Consider the following 17,018-nt stretch of genomic DNA (forward strand, 5'->3'; position numbering starts at 1 on the left):
GCGGTCGTTGCTTGAGGTCGCTGCGCTCATTTTTGCAAGAGTCTTATGTCTTGGTTTCTTAAGCTCGTCCAAGAGGCGAGAGGCGTTTTGTTATGAAGTTCGTTGATGAAGTTTCCATCCGAGTAAAAGCAGGCGACGGCGGTAACGGTTGCATGAGTTTCCGTCGCGAAAAATTCATCGAAAACGGTGGCCCCAACGGCGGTGATGGCGGTGACGGCGGTTCCATCTACATGATGGCCGACGAAAACCTCAACACCCTGGTCGACTACCGTTACACCCGGCACTTCGACGCCGAGCGTGGCTCCAACGGCGGCAGCACCGACTGCACCGGTAAAAAAGGCGAGGACCTGGTACTGCGCGTACCGGTCGGCACCACGATCATCGACTCCGCGACCCAGGAAGTGATTGGCGACCTGACCAAGGCCGGCCAGAAGCTGATGGTTGTGCAGGGCGGCTGGCACGGTCTGGGTAACACCCGATTCAAGTCCAGTACCAACCGTGCACCGCGCCAGACCACACCGGGCAAGCCGGGCGAGCAGCGTGACCTGAAGCTGGAAATGAAAGTACTCGCCGACGTGGGCCTGCTGGGCCTGCCGAACGCCGGTAAAAGTACCTTCATCCGCTCGGTCTCGGCGGCCAAGCCGAAAGTCGCTGACTACCCGTTCACCACCCTGGTGCCGAACCTGGGCGTGGTCAGCGTCGACCGTTGGAAAAGCTTCGTGATCGCCGACATTCCCGGCCTGATCGAAGGTGCTTCCGATGGCGCTGGCCTGGGCATCCGCTTCCTCAAGCACTTGTCGCGTACCCGTTTGCTGCTGCATCTGGTCGACATGGCCCCGCTGGATGACACCAGCGCGCCGGACGCCGCCGAAGTGATCGTCAACGAGTTGACCAAGTTCAGCCCGTCCCTGGCTGAGCGTGATCGCTGGCTGGTACTGAACAAGTGCGACCAGATCCTCGAAGAAGAACACGAGGCCCGCGTCAAGGAAATCGTCGACCGCCTGGAGTGGGAAGGCCCGGTCTATGTGATCTCGGCCATCGCCAAAGAAGGCACCGAGCGCCTGACCCGCGACATCATGCGCTACCTCGAAGACCGCGCCGACCGTCTGGCGGCCGACCCGGTGTACAAGGCCGAACTGGCCGAGCTCGACCAGCGCATCGAAGACGAAGCCCGTGCTCAGCTGCAGGCCCTGGATGACCAGCGTGCCCTGCGCCGCAGCGGCGTGAAGTCGGTCCATGACATCGGCGACGATGATTGGGACGAAGAAGACGTGGATGATGAAGATGGCCCGGAAATCATTTACGTGCGCGACTGATTCGTTGCGATAAACTTGAACGCCGCTCCTTATAGAGCGGCGTTTTGGTATCCGGGTATAACGTTATGGGCGGCGCTGGGTCGCGCGGCCCTCACTTTAAGGTTGAAGATGATGCGGAGCAAAGTGACAGGTGCGCAGCGCTGGGTCGTGAAGATCGGCAGTGCGTTGCTGACAGCGGATGGCAAGGGGCTCGATCGCGCAGCCATGAGCGTCTGGGTCGAGCAAATGGTGGCCTTGCATGAGGCCGGTGTCGAGTTGGTGCTGGTGTCGTCCGGGGCGGTTGCCGCCGGGATGAGCCGCCTCGGCTGGACCGCGCGACCCAGCGCGATGCACGAACTGCAAGCCGCCGCCGCCATCGGCCAGATGGGCCTGGTGCAAGCCTGGGAATCCAGCTTCGCCGAGCACGGCCGCCACACCGCGCAGGTCCTGCTGACCCACGACGACCTGTCCGACCGCAAGCGCTATCTCAACGCCCGCAGTACCCTGCGTGCGCTGGTGGAGCTCAAGGTCATCCCGGTGATCAATGAAAACGACACGGTGGTCACCGACGAAATCCGCTTCGGCGACAACGACACCCTGGCCGCCCTGGTAGCCAACCTGGTGGAGGCCGACCTGCTGGTGATCCTCACCGACCGCGACGGCATGTTCGACGCCGACCCGCGCAATAACCCCGACGCGCAATTGATCTACGAAGCCCGTGCCGATGATCCGGCTCTGGACGCCGTGGCCGGCAGCGTCGGTGGCGCCCTGGGCCGTGGTGGCATGCAGACCAAGCTGCGTGCCGCACGCCTGGCTGCGCGTTCCGGTGCGCACACCATTATCGTCGGAGGGCGCCTGGAGCGTGTGCTGGACCGCCTCAAGGCTGGTGAACGTATCGGTACGCTGCTGTCGCCGGAGCGCGGCATGCTGGCTGCGCGCAAACAGTGGCTGGCCGGCCATCTGCAAACCCGTGGCACCCTGGTGCTGGACGATGGCGCTGTGTCGGCCTTGTCTCAAGGCAACAAGAGCCTGCTGCCGGTGGGCGTCAAGCTGGTGCAAGGCAGTTTCCGCCGTGGCGAGATGGTCGTGTGCGTCGCGCCGGACGGCCGTGAGATCGCCCGCGGCCTGGCCAACTACAGCGCGCTGGAAGCGCAGAAAATCATTGGGCAATCGTCTGACGCGATTGTCGGACTATTGGGTTACATGGCCGAACCGGAACTGGTTCACCGCGATAACCTGATCCTGGTTTAACCAAAGGAATACACGATGCGCGTAATGAAGGGATTGCTCGGCCTGCTGTTGGCCATGCCGCTGCTGGCCAGCGCAGAAGAAATCGGCCAGGTGTCGACGGTGTTCAAGTTCGTCGGCCCCAACGACCGCATTGTGGTCGAGGCGTTTGACGACCCCAAGGTTGATGGCGTGACCTGCTACCTGTCCCGCGCCAAGACCGGCGGTGTCAAAGGCGGCCTGGGCCTGGCCGAAGACCGCGCCGAAGCCTCGATTGCCTGCCGCCAGGTCGGGCCGATTCGCTTCAAGGGCGAGCTCAAGGACGGCGACGAAGTGTTCAAGGAGCGCACCTCCCTGGTGTTCAAGACCATGCAAGTGGTGCGCTTTCTCGATAAGAAGCGCAATACCCTGGTTTACCTGGTCTACAGCGACCGTTTGATCGAAGGCAGCCCGCAGAATGCGGTGACCGCGATTCCGATTTTGCCCTGGCCTACCGCTCAGTAACTCGCAGGCGAGTTTTGCAATCGGCGTCTATGATTGCAGGCTTGCGGGTTGTAATCTCGCAGAGCCGCAATGCGAAGAACATGGGATATCTGGAGTTCGTCATGAGCGCTTTCCACGACCTGAAACTCAAAGCTTTAGACGGACATGAGCTGCCGCTGGCGCCTTTCAAGGGGCAAGTGGTACTGGTGGTCAACGTGGCCTCCAAATGTGGCCTGACCCCGCAATACGCGGCGTTGGAAAACCTCTATCAGCAGTATAAGGACCAGGGGTTTACCGTGCTTGGCCTGCCTTGCAACCAGTTTGCAGGCCAGGAACCGGGCACCGAGGAAGAAATCCAGGCGTTCTGCAGCCTCAACTACGGCGTGACGTTTCCATTGGGCAGCAAGCTTGATGTGAATGGCCATGATCGCCATCAGCTCTACCGCTTGTTGGCGGGCGAGGGCGCAGAGTTTCCTGGAGATATCACCTGGAACTTCGAAAAATTCCTGCTGGGCAAGGATGGGCGAGTGCTTGCACGCTTTTCGCCGCGCACCGCGCCGGACGATCCAACGATCGTCCATGCCATCGAAAAAGCCCTGAGCTGAACATCTCCCTTACTTGTGGCCAGGGAGCAAACTCCCTAGCCACAGGTTAGCGGCCTTCGCTTTTAGCCCTTAATCACCCAGATCAATAGTGCTATGAAGCACCCTGATCTCACCATATTATCGGCATCATAAATCCAGTCTCACGTGGAGCGCTCCCATGCCTGTCCAAGCCTTGTTCAAACCGTTCCAGCTCGGTGCACTGACGCTGTCGACCCGCGTAGTGATGGCGCCGATGACCCGCTCGTTCTCCCCAGGTGGCGTGCCCAATTCCAAGGTCATCGAGTACTACCGCCGCCGCGCTGCCGCCGGCGTGGGGCTGATCATTACCGAAGGCACCGTGGTGGGGCATCAAGCGTCCAACGGCTACCCGAATGTTCCGCATTTCTACGGTGATGCCGCACTGGCCGGTTGGAAAAAAGTGGTCGACGCCGTACACGCAGAAGGGGGCAAGATTGTCCCGCAGCTGTGGCATGTGGGCAGTGTGCGCCGCATCGGCACCGAACCGGACGCCAGCGTGCCGGCATATGGCCCGATGGAAAAACTCAAGGATGGCGCCGTCGTTGTCCATGGCATGACCACCCAAGACATCAAAGACGTGATCAATGCCTTCGCCCAAGCCGCCAAGGATGCCCAACGCATCGGTATGGACGGCGTGGAGATCCACGGTGCCCACGGCTACCTGGTGGACCAGTTCTTCTGGGAAGGCAGCAACCAGCGCAGCGACGAATATGGTGGCAGCCTGGCCAACCGTTCGCGCTTTGCCATCGAGTTGATCCAGGCGACCCGCGCCGCTGTCGGCCCTGATTTCCCGATCATTTTCCGTTTCTCCCAATGGAAGCAGCAGGACTACACCGCGCGCCTGGTGCACACCCCGCAGGCGCTGGGAGAATTCCTCAAGCCGTTGGCCGACGCCGGTGTGGATATTTTCCACTGCTCTACCCGTCGCTTCTGGGAGCCGGAGTTTGAAGGCTCCGACCTCAACCTGGCCGGCTGGACCCGCCAGCTCACCGGCAAGCCAACCATCACCGTCGGGAGCGTCGGCCTGGATGGCGAGTTCCTGCAGTTCATGGTCAACACCGATAAAGTTGCACAGCCGGCGAGCCTGGAAAAACTGCTGGAGCGCCTGAACAACGAGGAGTTTGACCTGGTAGCCGTAGGGCGCGCACTGCTGGTGGACCCGGATTGGGCGGTGAAGGTGCGCGAAGGACGCGAGAGTGACATCCTGCCGTTCAGTCGTGAGGCATTGACGACCCTGGTTTGAATGGCAGGTAAACATGCGGTTTTCAACGGGAGGCAAGGGGTGGAAGACCCTGCCTCCCGTTTTGTTTCAGCTATTTACTGCGTTGTCCTGTCACAGGTCGCGGTATGGGTTGTTCCCCCCGGCGGGTATGTTGCGGCTGGTTCCAGCCGTCATCCGCGCGGGGGTAGTGCGGACGGTGACTGTCGTAATCCGGTCGGGTAGGTAGCGGGCGGTTCCAGCCATAATCAGGTCGGGTGTATTGCGGTCGGTGATTATCGTAGTCCGGGCGGGTTGGGTAAGGACGGTGATTATCGTAGTCCGGGCGGGGTGGATAAGGACGGTGATCGTCGTGGTCCGGGCGGGCTGGGTAAGGACGGTGATTGTCGTAGTCCGGGCGGGCTGGGTAAGGACGATGATTGTCATAGTCCGGGCGGGTTGCGTACGGACGGTGGTGATTGTCGTATTCCGGGCGGGTAGGACGCGGACGGTAACTGCCGTAATCCGGGTGGGTAGGCAGTGGCTGATTCCAGCCGTAATCCGGACGTTCAGGCCGTGGTTGGCCCCAATTGGGCGGGGTTTCCTTTCCATACATCGCCATTTCATATCCGCCGCCGGATCGCCTCAATTCGGGAGCCTGTGCAGTGTTCTGGGTCTGCGTGTTGTGGTGCAGCAATTGCGGAGCCATTGGCCCATTGATCAGTGTCGACATAACGCTCTCTATCAATTTTTCGTGAGAAATACCTGCCTGATTCGGGGTGATCCAACAGGAAAACACCTTCGATAGCAGGTGTCATGTGGGTGGTGACTGGCAGCGCGACGTTCCCGAAATATGCCGTTGTAGCTCGGTGATTCGGGGGGTACGCAGAGACGATTGCGAAGATTGGAACCGGTTTTAGGGGGCGTGCCGGGAGACGTGGTGAACCGACTTACGGCACTCGCAGATCGTTCAGCGCAGGTGTGGCGGGTTTGGATGGGGTAAAACCCTGCGCGCACACACCACGTAACTGGTTCTCGAATTGCTCGATAATGGCTGGCCAGCCTTGGCGACTGGCATGCTGACGCGCATTCAGGCGCACCCTGCGCAAGGTCTCGCGCTCTTCAAGCAACCAGTTGGCCGCATCGCAGAAGGCTTCTTCATCCCCCGGCATCGCAGTCACACCGTTGTAGCCGTGGCGGATGTGCTGGGTCGCCGCCGCCTGATCGTATGCCACTACCCCCAACCCTGAAGCCATGGCCTCCAGCACAACGTTGCCGAAGGTTTCGGTCAGGCTGGGGAACAGGAATAGGTCGCCCGACGCGTAATGCCGGGCCAATTCTTCACCGCGCAGAGTGCCGCAGAAAATCGCCTCGGGCAGTGCTTTTTCCATCGCTGCGCGCTGTGGGCCATCGCCGACGATGACCAGTTTCATCTGATGCAGTGGATACCTGTCTTGCAGGGTTTCGAAACAACGTTTGAGCAGCCCCAGGTTTTTTTCCTGGGCCAGGCGGCCTACATGCAACACGGCGATCTGTTCACTGTTCAACGCCCAGCTTTCACGCAGTGCGTTATCGCGTTTGGCCGGGTGGAACAATTGGCTGTCGACCCCGCGCGCCAGCATTCCCAGGCGTTCGAAATTGCGGCGTTCCAACTCCAGGCGTTGGCTAGCGCTCGGCACCAGGGTCAAGGTCGAGCGGTTATGAAACCAGCGCAGGTAATGGGTGACCATGCGGCTCAGCACGCTCAAGCCATATTGGTTCGAATACTGCTGGAAATTGGTGTGGAAACCGCTGACCACACTGATACCCAGGCGCCGTGCCGCACGCAGGGCCGATAGCCCCAACGGCCCTTCCGTGGCGATATACAGCACATCGGGGCGTTGGCGCGTCCAGCGCCGCAGCAATTTGTGCATCGACGACTGGCCCCACTGCAGGCCCGGGTAACCCGGCAGCGGCCAGCCGCGGCACAGCAGCAGTTGGTCGTCGCTGGGGCGGCTCTGGTCGGTGCCCTGGCGAGGGCGTACCAGCTCGACTTGATGGCCACGCGCACGCAAACCCTCGCACAGGCGCCCAAGGGTATTGGCCACCCCGTTGATTTCCGGCGGGAAGGTTTCGGTAATTAAGGTGATGTGAAGCGAGGCTGTCGTCATGACCCACAGTGTCTCTGCGGGCCATGTCGTCATTGTGTCATTGGGATGATGGATTTATGACTTGGCCATGTTTTGCCGCGTCATCGCCTCGGCGCCTTGCTCGCGTACCCAGAACAACGTGGCCCCGGCCACGGCCGCCGGCATCATCAGCAGGTTGACCACCGGCACCAATAGCACCAGATAGACGATGCCGCCGAAGCTCATGCTCTGCCAGCGCTTCTGGCGCAGCCAGGCGAGCATTTCGTTCCAGCCCAGCTTATGGTTGTCGGCCGGGTAGTCGATGTATTGGATCGCCATCATCCACACACCGAACAGCAGCCACAACGGCGCCGCGATCAGGTTGACCACCGGGATGAACGACAGGATAAACAAGCCGATGGCGCGTGGCAGGAAGTAGCCCAGTTTGCGCATCTCACGAGCCAGGGTGCGCGGCACCATCGCGGCCAGCTCACCCCAACTGAACGGCGGGAAGTCATCGGTGCCACGCACCACCACTTCAACTTTTTCTGCGAGAAAACCGTTGAACGGTGCCGCGATGATATTGGCGAGCATGGTGAAGGTAAAAAACACCATCAACACCACCAGCACCACAAAAAGCGGCCACAAGATATAGCTGAGGAAGCTCAACCAACTGGGCAGCGTCGGCATCAGGCTATCGACCCACAGGCTGAACTGATGACCGGCGAAATAGATCAAGCCGACGAACAGCACCAGGTTGATTGCCAGCGGCAGCAGCACAAACAGGCGCAGGCCGGGGCTCAACACCAGTTTGAGGCCCTCGCGCAGGTATTGCGGGCCGGAAAGAGCAGGGGCGGGCATGGAGAACTCCGAGCAGTGGGACAAACGCGCCGACCTTACCGGCTTTGCCGGTTGGGCGAAAGCGGCGACATCAGCAGTAACAAACGTCTCGATCAACCGAGTCGACTGCATAGAGACCACCTATGAGCTGGATTGTTATTCCGTATTTCCTTAATCTTGCCCCCCTCGATACGCTGCACCCATTATTTTTCAGGGCCTGCGAGTTCAAGCCTTCCCCAAGTGCTTCGCGGTCCTTTTTTATTCCAGCCGCCTTGTTGTCCGGGCGGTCGACAGGAGTGAGTCATGTCTGATACCCGTCATTCGCGAGTGATTATTCTCGGTTCCGGCCCTGCCGGTTACAGCGCTGCCGTCTACGCTGCCCGGGCCAACCTCAAGCCGCTGCTGATCACCGGCATGCAGGCGGGCGGTCAGTTGACCACCACCACTGAAGTCGACAACTGGCCGGGCGATGTCCACGGCCTGACCGGCCCGGCGCTGATGGAGCGGATGAAAGAACACGCCGAGCGTTTTGAAACCGAGATCGTGTTCGATCACATCAACCAGGTCGATTTTTCCAAGAAGCCTTACAGCCTGACCGGCGACAGCGGTGTCTACACCTGTGACGCCTTGATCATCGCCACTGGCGCCAGCGCCCGTTACCTGGGCCTGCCGTCCGAAGAAGCGTTCATGGGCAAAGGCGTTTCCGCCTGCGCGACCTGCGACGGTTTCTTTTATCGCAATAAACCGGTCGCCGTTGTCGGCGGCGGGAACACGGCCGTTGAAGAGGCGCTGTACCTGGCCAACATCGCCAGCACCGTGACCCTGATTCACCGCCGCGAAACCTTCCGCGCCGAGAAAATCCTGATCGACAAGCTGCATGCCCGTGTCGCTGAAGGCAAGATCATCCTCAAGCTCAACGCCACCCTGGACGAAGTCCTGGGCGACAACATGGGCGTGACCGGTGCGCGCTTGAAGAATAACGACGGCAGCTTCGACGAGCTGAAAGTCGACGGCGTGTTCATTGCCATCGGCCATACGCCGAACACTTCGTTGTTCGAAGGCGTGCTCGAAGCCAAAGATGGCTACCTGGTGGTGCAAGGCGGCCGTGAAGGCAATGCGACTGCGACCAACATTGAAGGTATCTTCGCTGCCGGTGACGTGGCCGACCACGTGTACCGCCAGGCCATCACCTCGGCCGGTGCCGGTTGCATGGCGGCCCTGGATGCCGAGCGCTACCTCGACGGCTTGAAGGACGCTTCGTTCTAACCAGCGCCGCAAAACAGTGTGGGAGGGGGCTTGCTCCCGATGGCCTGCGCAGCAGGCCCAGCCTTTTCAAACCCAAAGCTGGGGCCGCTTCGCGGCCCATCGGGAGCAAGCCCCCTCCCACATGTTAACCATCGTCCGCTCTATCGCTTAACTGACTGGCATTAGGGCTTGTCCCCTCCCAAATTTTGCTTAATGCCTGGCTCAGGCGCGGCGAGTCAGTGGCTGCGCGCTGAACTTCACACCGGCCAAGCCATTGGCGATCAACGCACGGATGTTGCCATGGTCGCTGCCCTCAGGCGTCGCCACCACCGAGCGGTAATGCTCACCAAATGCCAGCAGTGCTTCCTGATCGCTCAAGCCTTCCAGCAGGGCCAAACCCAGCGTCTTGCAAGACCCTTCGTTCTGCCCGGCCGCGTTTTCCACGTTGCCGTTGGTGAACGCTTGCGGCTGGTAGTCATAACCGGCAGCGACAAACGCCAAGGTATCGGCAAAAGCATGTTCGCCGCTGTTGAGGCTGGCACGCAGGGTATTCAAATCAGTCATGGGGTTTTCCTTTGGCGAACGCCGCTTGTTGGTCGGCGTTGGCTTCTTTCTGGTATTGGGCTTTCCACTCGGCATACGGCATGCCGTACACCACTTCCCGGGCGTCATCGAGGCTCAGCTCGATCCGGCGCTCGTCAGCCTCGGCCTTGTACCACTTGGAGAGGCAGTTACGGCAGAAGCCGGCGAGGTTCATCAGGTCGATGTTCTGCACGTCCTTGCGGCTGTCCAGATGGGCCACCAAACGGCGGAAGGCGGCGGCTTCGAGTTCGAGACGTTGTTGATCGGTCATAGGGTTCACGCAGATTCAGGGGAGGTTAACGGCTGGCCGCCAGGGTAATCGACACCGATTCGGCAAAACGCAGCGCATGCGGCTTGTCCACTTCGACTTCGGCGTACAGCACCGATTCGTTACTCATCACCAGGTCCAGCAGTTCCTGAGTAAGGCGCTCCAGCAAGGCGAAGCGATTGCCTTCGACGTGGGCGATGATGGCCTTGGTGATGGTGCGGTAGTTCAGCGCGTGGTCGATGTCGTTGTCACGCACGGCTTCCTGGGCGGCATACAGGATCGTCAGGTTGATCAGCACATCCTGCTTGTTGAGGATTTCGTCCTCGTTGATACCGATAAATGTGCGCAGGCACAGGTCCTTGACCCGGATGCGCGCCATGCCTGGTTGAAGTTGTGGCATTGCTATTTGCTCCGTCCAATCAGTTGCAGGAACTCCATGCGCGTGGTGTTCGACTCGCGGAACGCGCCGAGCATCACCGAAGTGTTCATGGTTGAGTTCTGTTTCTCCACACCGCGCATCATCATGCACATGTGCTTGGCTTCGATCACCACCGCCACGCCGGCGGCCTGGGTGACCTGCTGGATCGCGTCGGCAATTTGCCGCGTGAGGTTTTCCTGGATCTGCAGGCGCCGCGCATACATGTCGACAATGCGCGCCAGCTTCGACAGGCCGAGCACCTTGCCGGTTGGAATATAGGCCACATGGGCCTTGCCGATAAAGGGCAGCAGGTGGTGCTCGCAGAGTGAATACAGCTCGATGTCCTTGAGGATCACCATCTCGTCGTTATCGGACGCGAACAGTGCGCCATTGACGATCTCGTCCAGGTTCTGCTCGTAGCCGTGACACAGGTACTGCATGGCCTTGGCGGCGCGCTTGGGCGTGTCGAGCAAGCCTTCGCGCTGCGGGTCTTCGCCCAGGCCCTTGAGGATCTCGCGGTAATGGTGGGGCAGGGATAAGGTCATACGACATCCTCAAAAACGGCTTACTTGATATGCCGCCCACCGTTGACGGTCAGGGTGGTTCCGGTGACATAGGGGTTGTCCAGCAGGTAACGCAGGCTCTGGTAGATCACCTGCGGCCCGGGTTCGATGCCCAGAGCGGACTTGGCCAACACCTTGGCGCGGTAGGCGGCGTCGTCGTCCTCGTTGAACATTACCATTGCCGGGGCGATGCCGTTGACCTTGATCAGCGGCGCGAACTGCGCGGCAAACGACAGCGTCAGGCTGTCGAGCCCGGCCTTGGTGGCGCAGTAGGCAATGTGCTGGCGACTGCCCTTGCGCACCACATCATCACTGATATGCACGATATCGGCAGGCGTCGAGCGCTGCAGCAACGCTGAACAATGCAGGTTGATCAGGTAGGGCGCAAGCATGTGCACGCTGAACATGTCCTGCAAGGCGCGGCTTTCATCGCCCGGCGTCTCCGCGATCCATGCCGAGGCGTTGTGGACGATCGCACGCAGGCTGTCGGTGTGAGTCTTCAACTGCGTGATAAACGCAAGAATCCCGGCTTCGCTGGAAAAATCGGCAAACAGGCCGATCGCGCCACGCTCGCGCAACGTCTGGATGCCTTCGCGCTCGCTGCGGTAGCTGAACATCACCGGGTAACCGTCATCCAGCAGGCGCTCGGCGCAGTGCAGGCCGACGCGCTGGCTGGCGCCGGTGATCAGGATCGGGGCGTTGGTTGCAGTCATGGGGGGACTCAAATCGCTGGCAGGTTGAAATGATACCAGCGACCGGCCCCCTGTACTCACGCGGCGGCTTCAGCGGCCTTGCGCGGTGGCGTGGGATGTAGCCAGTTTGCCAGCAGGTGGGTCGACAACGGAATAAAGCAGTAAACCATCAATGGCGTGAGTGCGGCCGTGCTGACCAGCACGCGGCTGAACAGGTCCAGCTCGCTGAGCAATGGCCCAAGGCCGAAATTGAACAGCAGTGACACCGGGAAAAACGCCAGCCAGATAGCCACCGCCTGTTTCCAGCGGGGAGGGCGTGCGCCCGCGGCGCCGAACCAGCCGTCAATACCTCTGACGCGATGTTCGGACGGGTCGGCAAACAGCTCGCTGCCACGGCTCAGCCAGGCACTGCGCGAAGCGGAGAACTCCCAGGCATGCAGGGTTTTTTCGTCGGCGAAGCGGAAGATGATCTGAAATTCGTCATCGTTGGGTGGCGGGGCCAGTACGCCGGAGCCCAGGTAACCCGGGAAGTCGGTGGCCAGTTGCTCGCCTTCGCGCAGCCAGGCCATCAGCTCTTCGTAGCGTCCTTTGGCCACGCGACGCGCGACCATCAAGGTAACGGGGGAGGTAGACATTGTGTATCTCCAGATAACGGGTGCGCGGCACCGGGTAGGTGGCGCACGAACGAAGCTGCGGGGGTGTTGCAGCCACGTGGAAAAAACAGGCAAGGATTATTCCTGTTTTGCAAAAATGCGCCAGTGACATTGGTCTGAAGGGCACACACCTTGAAAAAGACAGTTCTAAAGGCGTTAAATGAACGCCCAGTTACCGTTGGTTTTTGTTCAAAATGCCCGTGAATACTGCTCCGATAGATAGCACTTCGCTTCTAGATTCGACCGATTCAGACCAGCTATTTCCGATTCGTGAAGTCTCGAGATTGACAGGCATCAATCCGGTCACGCTGCGCGCCTGGGAGCGCCGTTATGGCCTGATTCAGCCCACGCGCACCGAAAGTGGGCATCGGCTCTACTCCAGGAGCGATATTGAAACCGTTCATCGCATTCTCGATTGGGTCGAACGCGGTGTGGCAGTAAGCAAGGTGGGCAAGATCCTTGCGCGTGACGAGCAGCAGGCAAAAGTCGTACGTTCCGAGCAGGGCACGGTCGAAAACGCAGAATGGTCGCAATGGCAGGCACGTCTGATGCAGGCCGTCAGTGTTTTCGACGATCACGTGCTGGAGCAGCTGTATGGCCAGATCCTGGGCACCTACCCCCTCAGTGTGGCGTTCCAGAACATCCTGATGCCGCTTTGGGGCGAGCTGCTGCATCATCAGAACCAGTTCGGTCAGGCCAGCGAATGGCTGTTCTACGATGCCTTCCTGCGCGTGCAGGCCCTGCAGCGCCTGCAGGTGGCCTGCACCTCTTCGGCGCCGCGGGTGGTGATGGCCGCGATTCCCGGCGAGTGTCGTAAATTGGAGTTGCTGGTCGCGGCATTACTGATCAGTCGTGATGACTTGGCCATCAAGGTGCTCGCGATGGGCCAGCCTTTTGATGAGTTGACACTGATCTGTGAGAAGACCCATCCGCGTGCGCTCGTTGTCTTCTCCAACCATTCACAACGGCATGACCTGCACAAGCGTCTGAACCGGTTGGCGTTGACGCTCGATTGCCCGCTGTTTCTGGCCGGTGCGGCTTCGGAACTGGCCGAAGACGACCTCGCAGGCTCCTCCATCGGCTGCCTGGGCAACGAAGGGCGCTTGATGCAGCGCCGCTTGCAGCAGTTCCTCAACGGGCAGTTGGATACCTGAAGTCAGGCATGTACGTGGGGGTGGACCAGGCGATGCTGATGCAGGATGAACTGGCGCAAGCGCTCGATTTCATCCGCGTTACTCTGGTTCAAGCGATAAGCGAACAAGCCCCGGGCGGTTTCCCGCTCCAGCGCGCCACGCAAGGCAATGCGTTCGTAACCTGACGGGCTGAACCACAGGGAAAAGGTTTTCGGCGGCTTGGCCCGGCCACGAAACTCCACCAGCACACCCTTGAATGACACCTCATGTACCCAGAGCGCTCCCGGGTTACCGCGTACGTTTTCCAGCGGCACCGGTGCTTCAAGGGCCAGGCGCCAGGGGCGGACCATCGGCCCATCTTCGAAAATGCTCGGCACGCCCAGGCGCAGATGCACCGCATGAAACTCGTCTTCAACCAATTGCAGGGGAAAGGTGAGCTGCTGGTTGTCGAACTGCGCCTGGATGGTGACATGGTCATGGGCGGCCAGCCGCGTGAGCAAATCGCGGATCTGTGCACCGCCATTGACGGTCAGGCTCGACCCGGCATCCCGCAAGTTGAGTTGCGGGTTATGTTGCATATCTTGGATGAAATCCAGTTCGTCCTGCGTCAAGAGAGCGTCGCGGTGCATTGATGTAGCTCAAGGGTGAGGCATTAAAAAGCCATTATCGCTCTAAAGACTGCATTTTTTACAGTTTGTTAAATCCACTCGTCGCCTTGAGCGCCGCCAGCTCGCGTTTAAGCTCGGCCACCTCGGCCTCCAGCTGTGTCACGCGCTGCTGGGCTTTGACTTGGGTGGTGACGTCTTTTTGCACGCCGACGAAGTAGGTCTGCTTATCCGCTTCGTTGTACACCGTGGAAAGCGACAACTCGTTCCAGAAGTGGGTGCCGTCCTTGCGGTAGTTGCGCAGGATTTCGCGGCAGGCACCGCCGTTGTCGAGGGCTTCGCGAATGGCCATCAGGGCGGGTTGGTCGCGGTCACCCGACTGCAGGAAACGGCAGTCCTGATACAGGATGTCGTCCAGCGCGTAGCCGGTCAGGCGTTCGAACGCCGGGTTGACGTAGATCAGCGGCTTGTCCTTGCCTTCGCGTTCGGCGACGACGATACCGTCGTTGGAAGCGTTGACCACCATTTGCATCAGCTTGGCGTTAATCATCGAGCGGTCCGTGGCGTGTTCTGGAGTTTGGAGTTTATGGCAAGTCTTGAATGTTGCACGTGGCGCGCTGAAAAATTTGCGCCTACTGCTAATATCCCACGCTTTCGCTCAATGACAGGATCAGATTGATGAAAGTCGCCATCCTTTCCGGCTCGGTGTACGGCACGGCTGAAGAAGTCGCCCGCCACGCCGTCGGCATCCTCAACGCGGCCGGTTTTGAAGCCTGGCACAACCCTCGCGCCACCCTGGCCGATGTGCAGGCGTTTGCCCCCCAGGCGTTTCTGGCGGTGACCTCCACCACCGGCATGGGGGAATTGCCCGACAACCTGCAACCCCTGTATTCGAGCATTCGCGACCAACTGCCGGCGGCCTGGCGTGGCCTGCCCGGTGCCGTGATCGGCCTGGGCGACGCCAGTTATGGCGACACCTTCTGCGGCGGTGGCGAGCAAATGCGCGAGCTGTTCGGCGAACTGGGCGTACGTGAGGTACTGCCGATGCTGCGTCTGGACGCCAGCGAAAGCGTGACCCCGGAAGCCGACGCCGAACCGTGGTTGGCCGAGTTGATCATCGCACTGCGCGGCTGATTGCAAGCGCGCAACAATGCCAGCGTCCGCCGCGCCTTTATTGGCGGCGGTTCTCTGACACGACTTGTACTATTCTCATGGCTGACTCGTTCAGTCATCAAGCTGGCTGGCAAGGCGACTCCGCACGCCACGACGCCTGACTAGACTGGCCCCTCACTCAAAAAATAATAAGAAATGCACCAAGGAGGTCGTTGCCGTGAGCCTAGCCCCTGTTCAAGCGCCACAGAATGTCAGAGATCAGGTCAGCGCTGCCGAATGGCAGACCCGTGTCGACCTTGCGGCTTGCTATCGCCTGGTGGCGTTGCATGGCTGGGATGATCTGATCTTCACGCATATTTCGGCCAAGGTGCCGGGCACCGATGATTTCCTGATCAACCCGTACGGGCTGATGTTCCACGAAATCACGGCGTCGAGCCTGGTCAAAGTCGACCAGGCCGGCAACAAGCGGATGGACAGCCCCTACGAGATCAACCCCGCGGGCTACACCATCCACAGTGCCATTCATGAGGTGCGCCACGACGTGGTGTGCGTATTGCACACCCACACTGCGGCCGGTGTTGCCGTCGCTGCGCAGAAGCAGGGCGTGTTGCCCATCAGCCAGCAATCGTTGTTCGTGTTGTCGAGCCTGGCGTATCACGCCTATGAAGGTGTGGCGCTGAACCACGAGGAAAAGGCCCGCCTGCAGGCCGACCTGGGCGAGAACAATTTCCTGATGCTGCACAACCACGGTCTGCTCACCTGCGGCAGCAGCATTGCCGACACCTTCCTGATGATGTTCACCTTCCAGCGCGCCTGCGATATCCAGGTCCTGGCGCAAAACGGCGGTGCCGAATTGATTGCCATCGAGCCGCAGATCCTTGCCGGGGCCAAGGCGATGGTGGCAGCTGTCACAAAGAGCGCACAAGGTATGGGCGGTGCACTGGCCTGGCCGGCCTTGTTGCGTAAATTGGACCTGCAGGACCCTGGGTATAAAAGCTGATGCCTCTTGCCGAAATCCCCCTCAGAGCCTGGCGCAAACGTAGCCAGGAGTTCGTCTTTCGTGGCTACTCGATTCGTTATTGGGTGGCCGGGCAGGGCGAACCGCTCCTGATGATCCATGGCTTCCCCACCGGTAGCTGGGACTGGCATTACCTGTGGCAGCCCCTGGCGCAGCGCAACCTGGTGATCGCCTGCGACATGCTGGGCTTTGGCGATTCGGCCAAACCCCTGGACCACGACTATTGCCTGTTGGAGCAGGCGGATCTGCAGCAGGCATTGCTCGAACACTTGGGAATAGAGCAACCCGTGCATGTGTTGGCGCATGACTATGGCGACAGCGTCGCCCAGGAATTGCTCGCCCGCCACTACGAAGGTCGGTTTCAGATGGCCAGCTGCGTGTTCCTCAATGGCGGGTTGTTCCCGGAGACCCACCGCCCGGCCCTGGTGCAGAAATTGTTGCTCAGCCCCCTTGGCTGGATGATCGGCCGTGCCTTTGGACGCAATGCGATGGCCAACAGCTTCAACCAGATTTTTGGCCCGCACACACGGCCCAGTGAAAGCGTGCTGGATGATTTCTGGAGCCTGCTCAATTGCAACGACGGCCCGCGTATCCTGCACAAGCTGATCGCCTACATCCCGCAGCGCCGCCGCCTGCGTGAGCGCTGGGTGGGCGCGATGCAACGTGGCGAGGTGCCCCTGCGCGTGATCGACGGCGAGGTCGATCCCATCTCCGGCGCCCACATGGTGGCGCGTTATGAGCAGTTGGTGCCCCATGCCGATACGGTGTTGCTGGCCAACATCGGCCACTATCCGCAGATCGAAGCCCCCGTACAGGTGCTCAAACACTATTTGGCGTTTCGCGAGCGTATTGGCCCGTCTGAGTCGCGTGCGGCCTATTCCTGAGCGGCGCAATCATCCCGCTGCCTTATCGCGCACCATTCAGCCCCGGCCGACTTTATTGTGACCAGAGGCT

General features: G+C 60.4%; 21 protein-coding genes. 10 read left to right on the top strand and 11 right to left on the bottom strand.

Features of this window, described 5'->3' with window-relative positions:
* The first annotated feature begins 92 nt into the window (after positions 1-92).
* The 5 genes from cgtA to ACQRBV_RS12415 all read left to right on the top strand — a co-directional run bounded on the left by cgtA (position 93) and on the right by ACQRBV_RS12415 (position 4,871).
* Complete coding sequence (cgtA, locus tag ACQRBV_RS12395) at positions 93-1,316, top strand: Obg family GTPase CgtA (RefSeq protein ID WP_060754392.1); 1,224 nt, start codon at positions 93-95, stop codon at positions 1,314-1,316.
* A gap of 111 nt (positions 1,317-1,427) precedes the next feature.
* A complete protein-coding gene (proB, locus tag ACQRBV_RS12400) occupies positions 1,428-2,546 on the top strand; it encodes a glutamate 5-kinase (RefSeq protein ID WP_060754391.1) in 1,119 nt (372 codons plus the stop codon).
* Positions 2,547-2,561: 15 nt separating this feature from the next.
* The gene (locus ACQRBV_RS12405; RefSeq protein WP_015885841.1) at positions 2,562-3,026 is read left to right on the top strand and encodes a CreA family protein; all 465 of its coding nucleotides are present in this window, start codon (positions 2,562-2,564) and stop codon (positions 3,024-3,026) included.
* 101 nt (positions 3,027-3,127) lie between these two features.
* Positions 3,128-3,610 (top strand): glutathione peroxidase, encoded by a 483-nt coding sequence (locus tag ACQRBV_RS12410; RefSeq protein ID WP_060754390.1) that lies wholly within the window; start codon positions 3,128-3,130, stop codon positions 3,608-3,610.
* 157 nt (positions 3,611-3,767) lie between these two features.
* On the top strand, positions 3,768-4,871 hold the full coding sequence (locus tag ACQRBV_RS12415; protein WP_411984845.1) for an NADH:flavin oxidoreductase: 1,104 nt from the start codon (positions 3,768-3,770) through the stop codon (positions 4,869-4,871).
* A gap of 70 nt (positions 4,872-4,941) precedes the next feature.
* Here ACQRBV_RS12415 and ACQRBV_RS12420 read toward each other — a convergent pair whose 3' ends face one another.
* The 3 genes from ACQRBV_RS12420 to cysZ form a co-directional block, all read right to left on the bottom strand.
* Positions 4,942-5,559 carry a hypothetical protein gene (locus ACQRBV_RS12420; protein WP_411984844.1) on the bottom strand — a complete coding sequence of 206 codons (618 nt, stop codon included), beginning with the start codon at positions 5,557-5,559 and terminating at the stop codon, positions 4,942-4,944.
* A 217-nt stretch (positions 5,560-5,776) separates the two neighbouring features.
* Positions 5,777-6,976, bottom strand: a complete 1,200-nt coding sequence (locus ACQRBV_RS12425) for a glycosyltransferase family 4 protein (RefSeq protein WP_411984843.1) — start codon at positions 6,974-6,976, stop codon at positions 5,777-5,779.
* Positions 6,977-7,030: 54 nt separating this feature from the next.
* A complete protein-coding gene (gene cysZ / locus ACQRBV_RS12430; RefSeq protein WP_060754386.1) occupies positions 7,031-7,795 on the bottom strand; it encodes a sulfate transporter CysZ in 765 nt (254 codons plus the stop codon).
* 282 nt (positions 7,796-8,077) lie between these two features.
* Between cysZ and trxB the strand changes: the two genes are divergently transcribed.
* Entirely contained in the window at positions 8,078-9,040 is a 963-nt protein-coding gene (gene trxB, locus ACQRBV_RS12435) for a thioredoxin-disulfide reductase (protein ID WP_034115064.1), read from the top strand.
* Between the two features lie 201 nt (positions 9,041-9,241).
* Here the strand turns inward: trxB and ACQRBV_RS12440 are convergent, their stop codons facing one another.
* Genes ACQRBV_RS12440 through ACQRBV_RS12465 form a run of 6 tightly spaced genes read right to left on the bottom strand, consistent with a single transcriptional unit; the run spans position 9,242 to position 12,177 of the window.
* Complete coding sequence (locus tag ACQRBV_RS12440) at positions 9,242-9,583, bottom strand: HopJ type III effector protein (protein WP_060754385.1); 342 nt, start codon at positions 9,581-9,583, stop codon at positions 9,242-9,244.
* Positions 9,576-9,872 (bottom strand): DUF1244 domain-containing protein, encoded by a 297-nt coding sequence (locus ACQRBV_RS12445; RefSeq protein WP_060754384.1) that lies wholly within the window; start codon positions 9,870-9,872, stop codon positions 9,576-9,578. Before ACQRBV_RS12445 ends, ACQRBV_RS12440 begins: the two co-directional genes overlap by 8 nt.
* A gap of 25 nt (positions 9,873-9,897) precedes the next feature.
* Positions 9,898-10,269 (bottom strand): dihydroneopterin triphosphate 2'-epimerase, encoded by a 372-nt coding sequence (gene folX / locus ACQRBV_RS12450; protein ID WP_003194073.1) that lies wholly within the window; start codon positions 10,267-10,269, stop codon positions 9,898-9,900.
* A 2-nt stretch (positions 10,270-10,271) separates the two neighbouring features.
* Positions 10,272-10,832 (bottom strand): GTP cyclohydrolase I FolE, encoded by a 561-nt coding sequence (folE, locus tag ACQRBV_RS12455; protein ID WP_090368599.1) that lies wholly within the window; start codon positions 10,830-10,832, stop codon positions 10,272-10,274.
* Between the two features lie 20 nt (positions 10,833-10,852).
* Positions 10,853-11,563 carry a dihydromonapterin reductase gene (gene folM, locus ACQRBV_RS12460; protein WP_104994785.1) on the bottom strand — a complete coding sequence of 237 codons (711 nt, stop codon included), beginning with the start codon at positions 11,561-11,563 and terminating at the stop codon, positions 10,853-10,855.
* Positions 11,564-11,619: 56 nt separating this feature from the next.
* A complete protein-coding gene (locus tag ACQRBV_RS12465; RefSeq protein ID WP_104994784.1) occupies positions 11,620-12,177 on the bottom strand; it encodes an antibiotic biosynthesis monooxygenase in 558 nt (185 codons plus the stop codon).
* 212 nt (positions 12,178-12,389) lie between these two features.
* On the opposite strand from ACQRBV_RS12465, the gene ACQRBV_RS12470 reads away from it, so the two are divergent.
* Entirely contained in the window at positions 12,390-13,349 is a 960-nt protein-coding gene (locus ACQRBV_RS12470) for a MerR family transcriptional regulator (RefSeq protein WP_411984854.1), read from the top strand.
* Between the two features lie 2 nt (positions 13,350-13,351).
* Here ACQRBV_RS12470 and ACQRBV_RS12475 read toward each other — a convergent pair whose 3' ends face one another.
* Positions 13,352-13,957, bottom strand: a complete 606-nt coding sequence (locus ACQRBV_RS12475; protein ID WP_060754380.1) for a hypothetical protein — start codon at positions 13,955-13,957, stop codon at positions 13,352-13,354.
* A gap of 58 nt (positions 13,958-14,015) precedes the next feature.
* Positions 14,016-14,483 (bottom strand): PAS domain-containing protein, encoded by a 468-nt coding sequence (locus tag ACQRBV_RS12480; protein ID WP_244385099.1) that lies wholly within the window; start codon positions 14,481-14,483, stop codon positions 14,016-14,018.
* Positions 14,484-14,611: 128 nt separating this feature from the next.
* Between ACQRBV_RS12480 and ACQRBV_RS12485 the strand changes: the two genes are divergently transcribed.
* The 3 genes from ACQRBV_RS12485 to ACQRBV_RS12495 all read left to right on the top strand — a co-directional run bounded on the left by ACQRBV_RS12485 (position 14,612) and on the right by ACQRBV_RS12495 (position 16,948).
* Positions 14,612-15,067, top strand: coding sequence for a flavodoxin (locus tag ACQRBV_RS12485; RefSeq protein WP_060754378.1), 456 nt, complete (start codon positions 14,612-14,614; stop codon positions 15,065-15,067).
* Between the two features lie 196 nt (positions 15,068-15,263).
* Positions 15,264-16,046, top strand: a complete 783-nt coding sequence (locus ACQRBV_RS12490) for a class II aldolase/adducin family protein (RefSeq protein ID WP_060754377.1) — start codon at positions 15,264-15,266, stop codon at positions 16,044-16,046.
* Positions 16,046-16,948, top strand: a complete 903-nt coding sequence (locus ACQRBV_RS12495) for an alpha/beta fold hydrolase (RefSeq protein ID WP_198762552.1) — start codon at positions 16,046-16,048, stop codon at positions 16,946-16,948. The genes ACQRBV_RS12490 and ACQRBV_RS12495 overlap by 1 nt, the downstream gene beginning before the upstream one ends.
* The last annotated feature ends 70 nt before the right edge of the window (positions 16,949-17,018 follow it).

The organism is Pseudomonas sp. R11F (assembly GCF_050312575.1).
GTDB lineage: Bacteria > Pseudomonadota > Gammaproteobacteria > Pseudomonadales > Pseudomonadaceae > Aquipseudomonas > Aquipseudomonas palleroniana.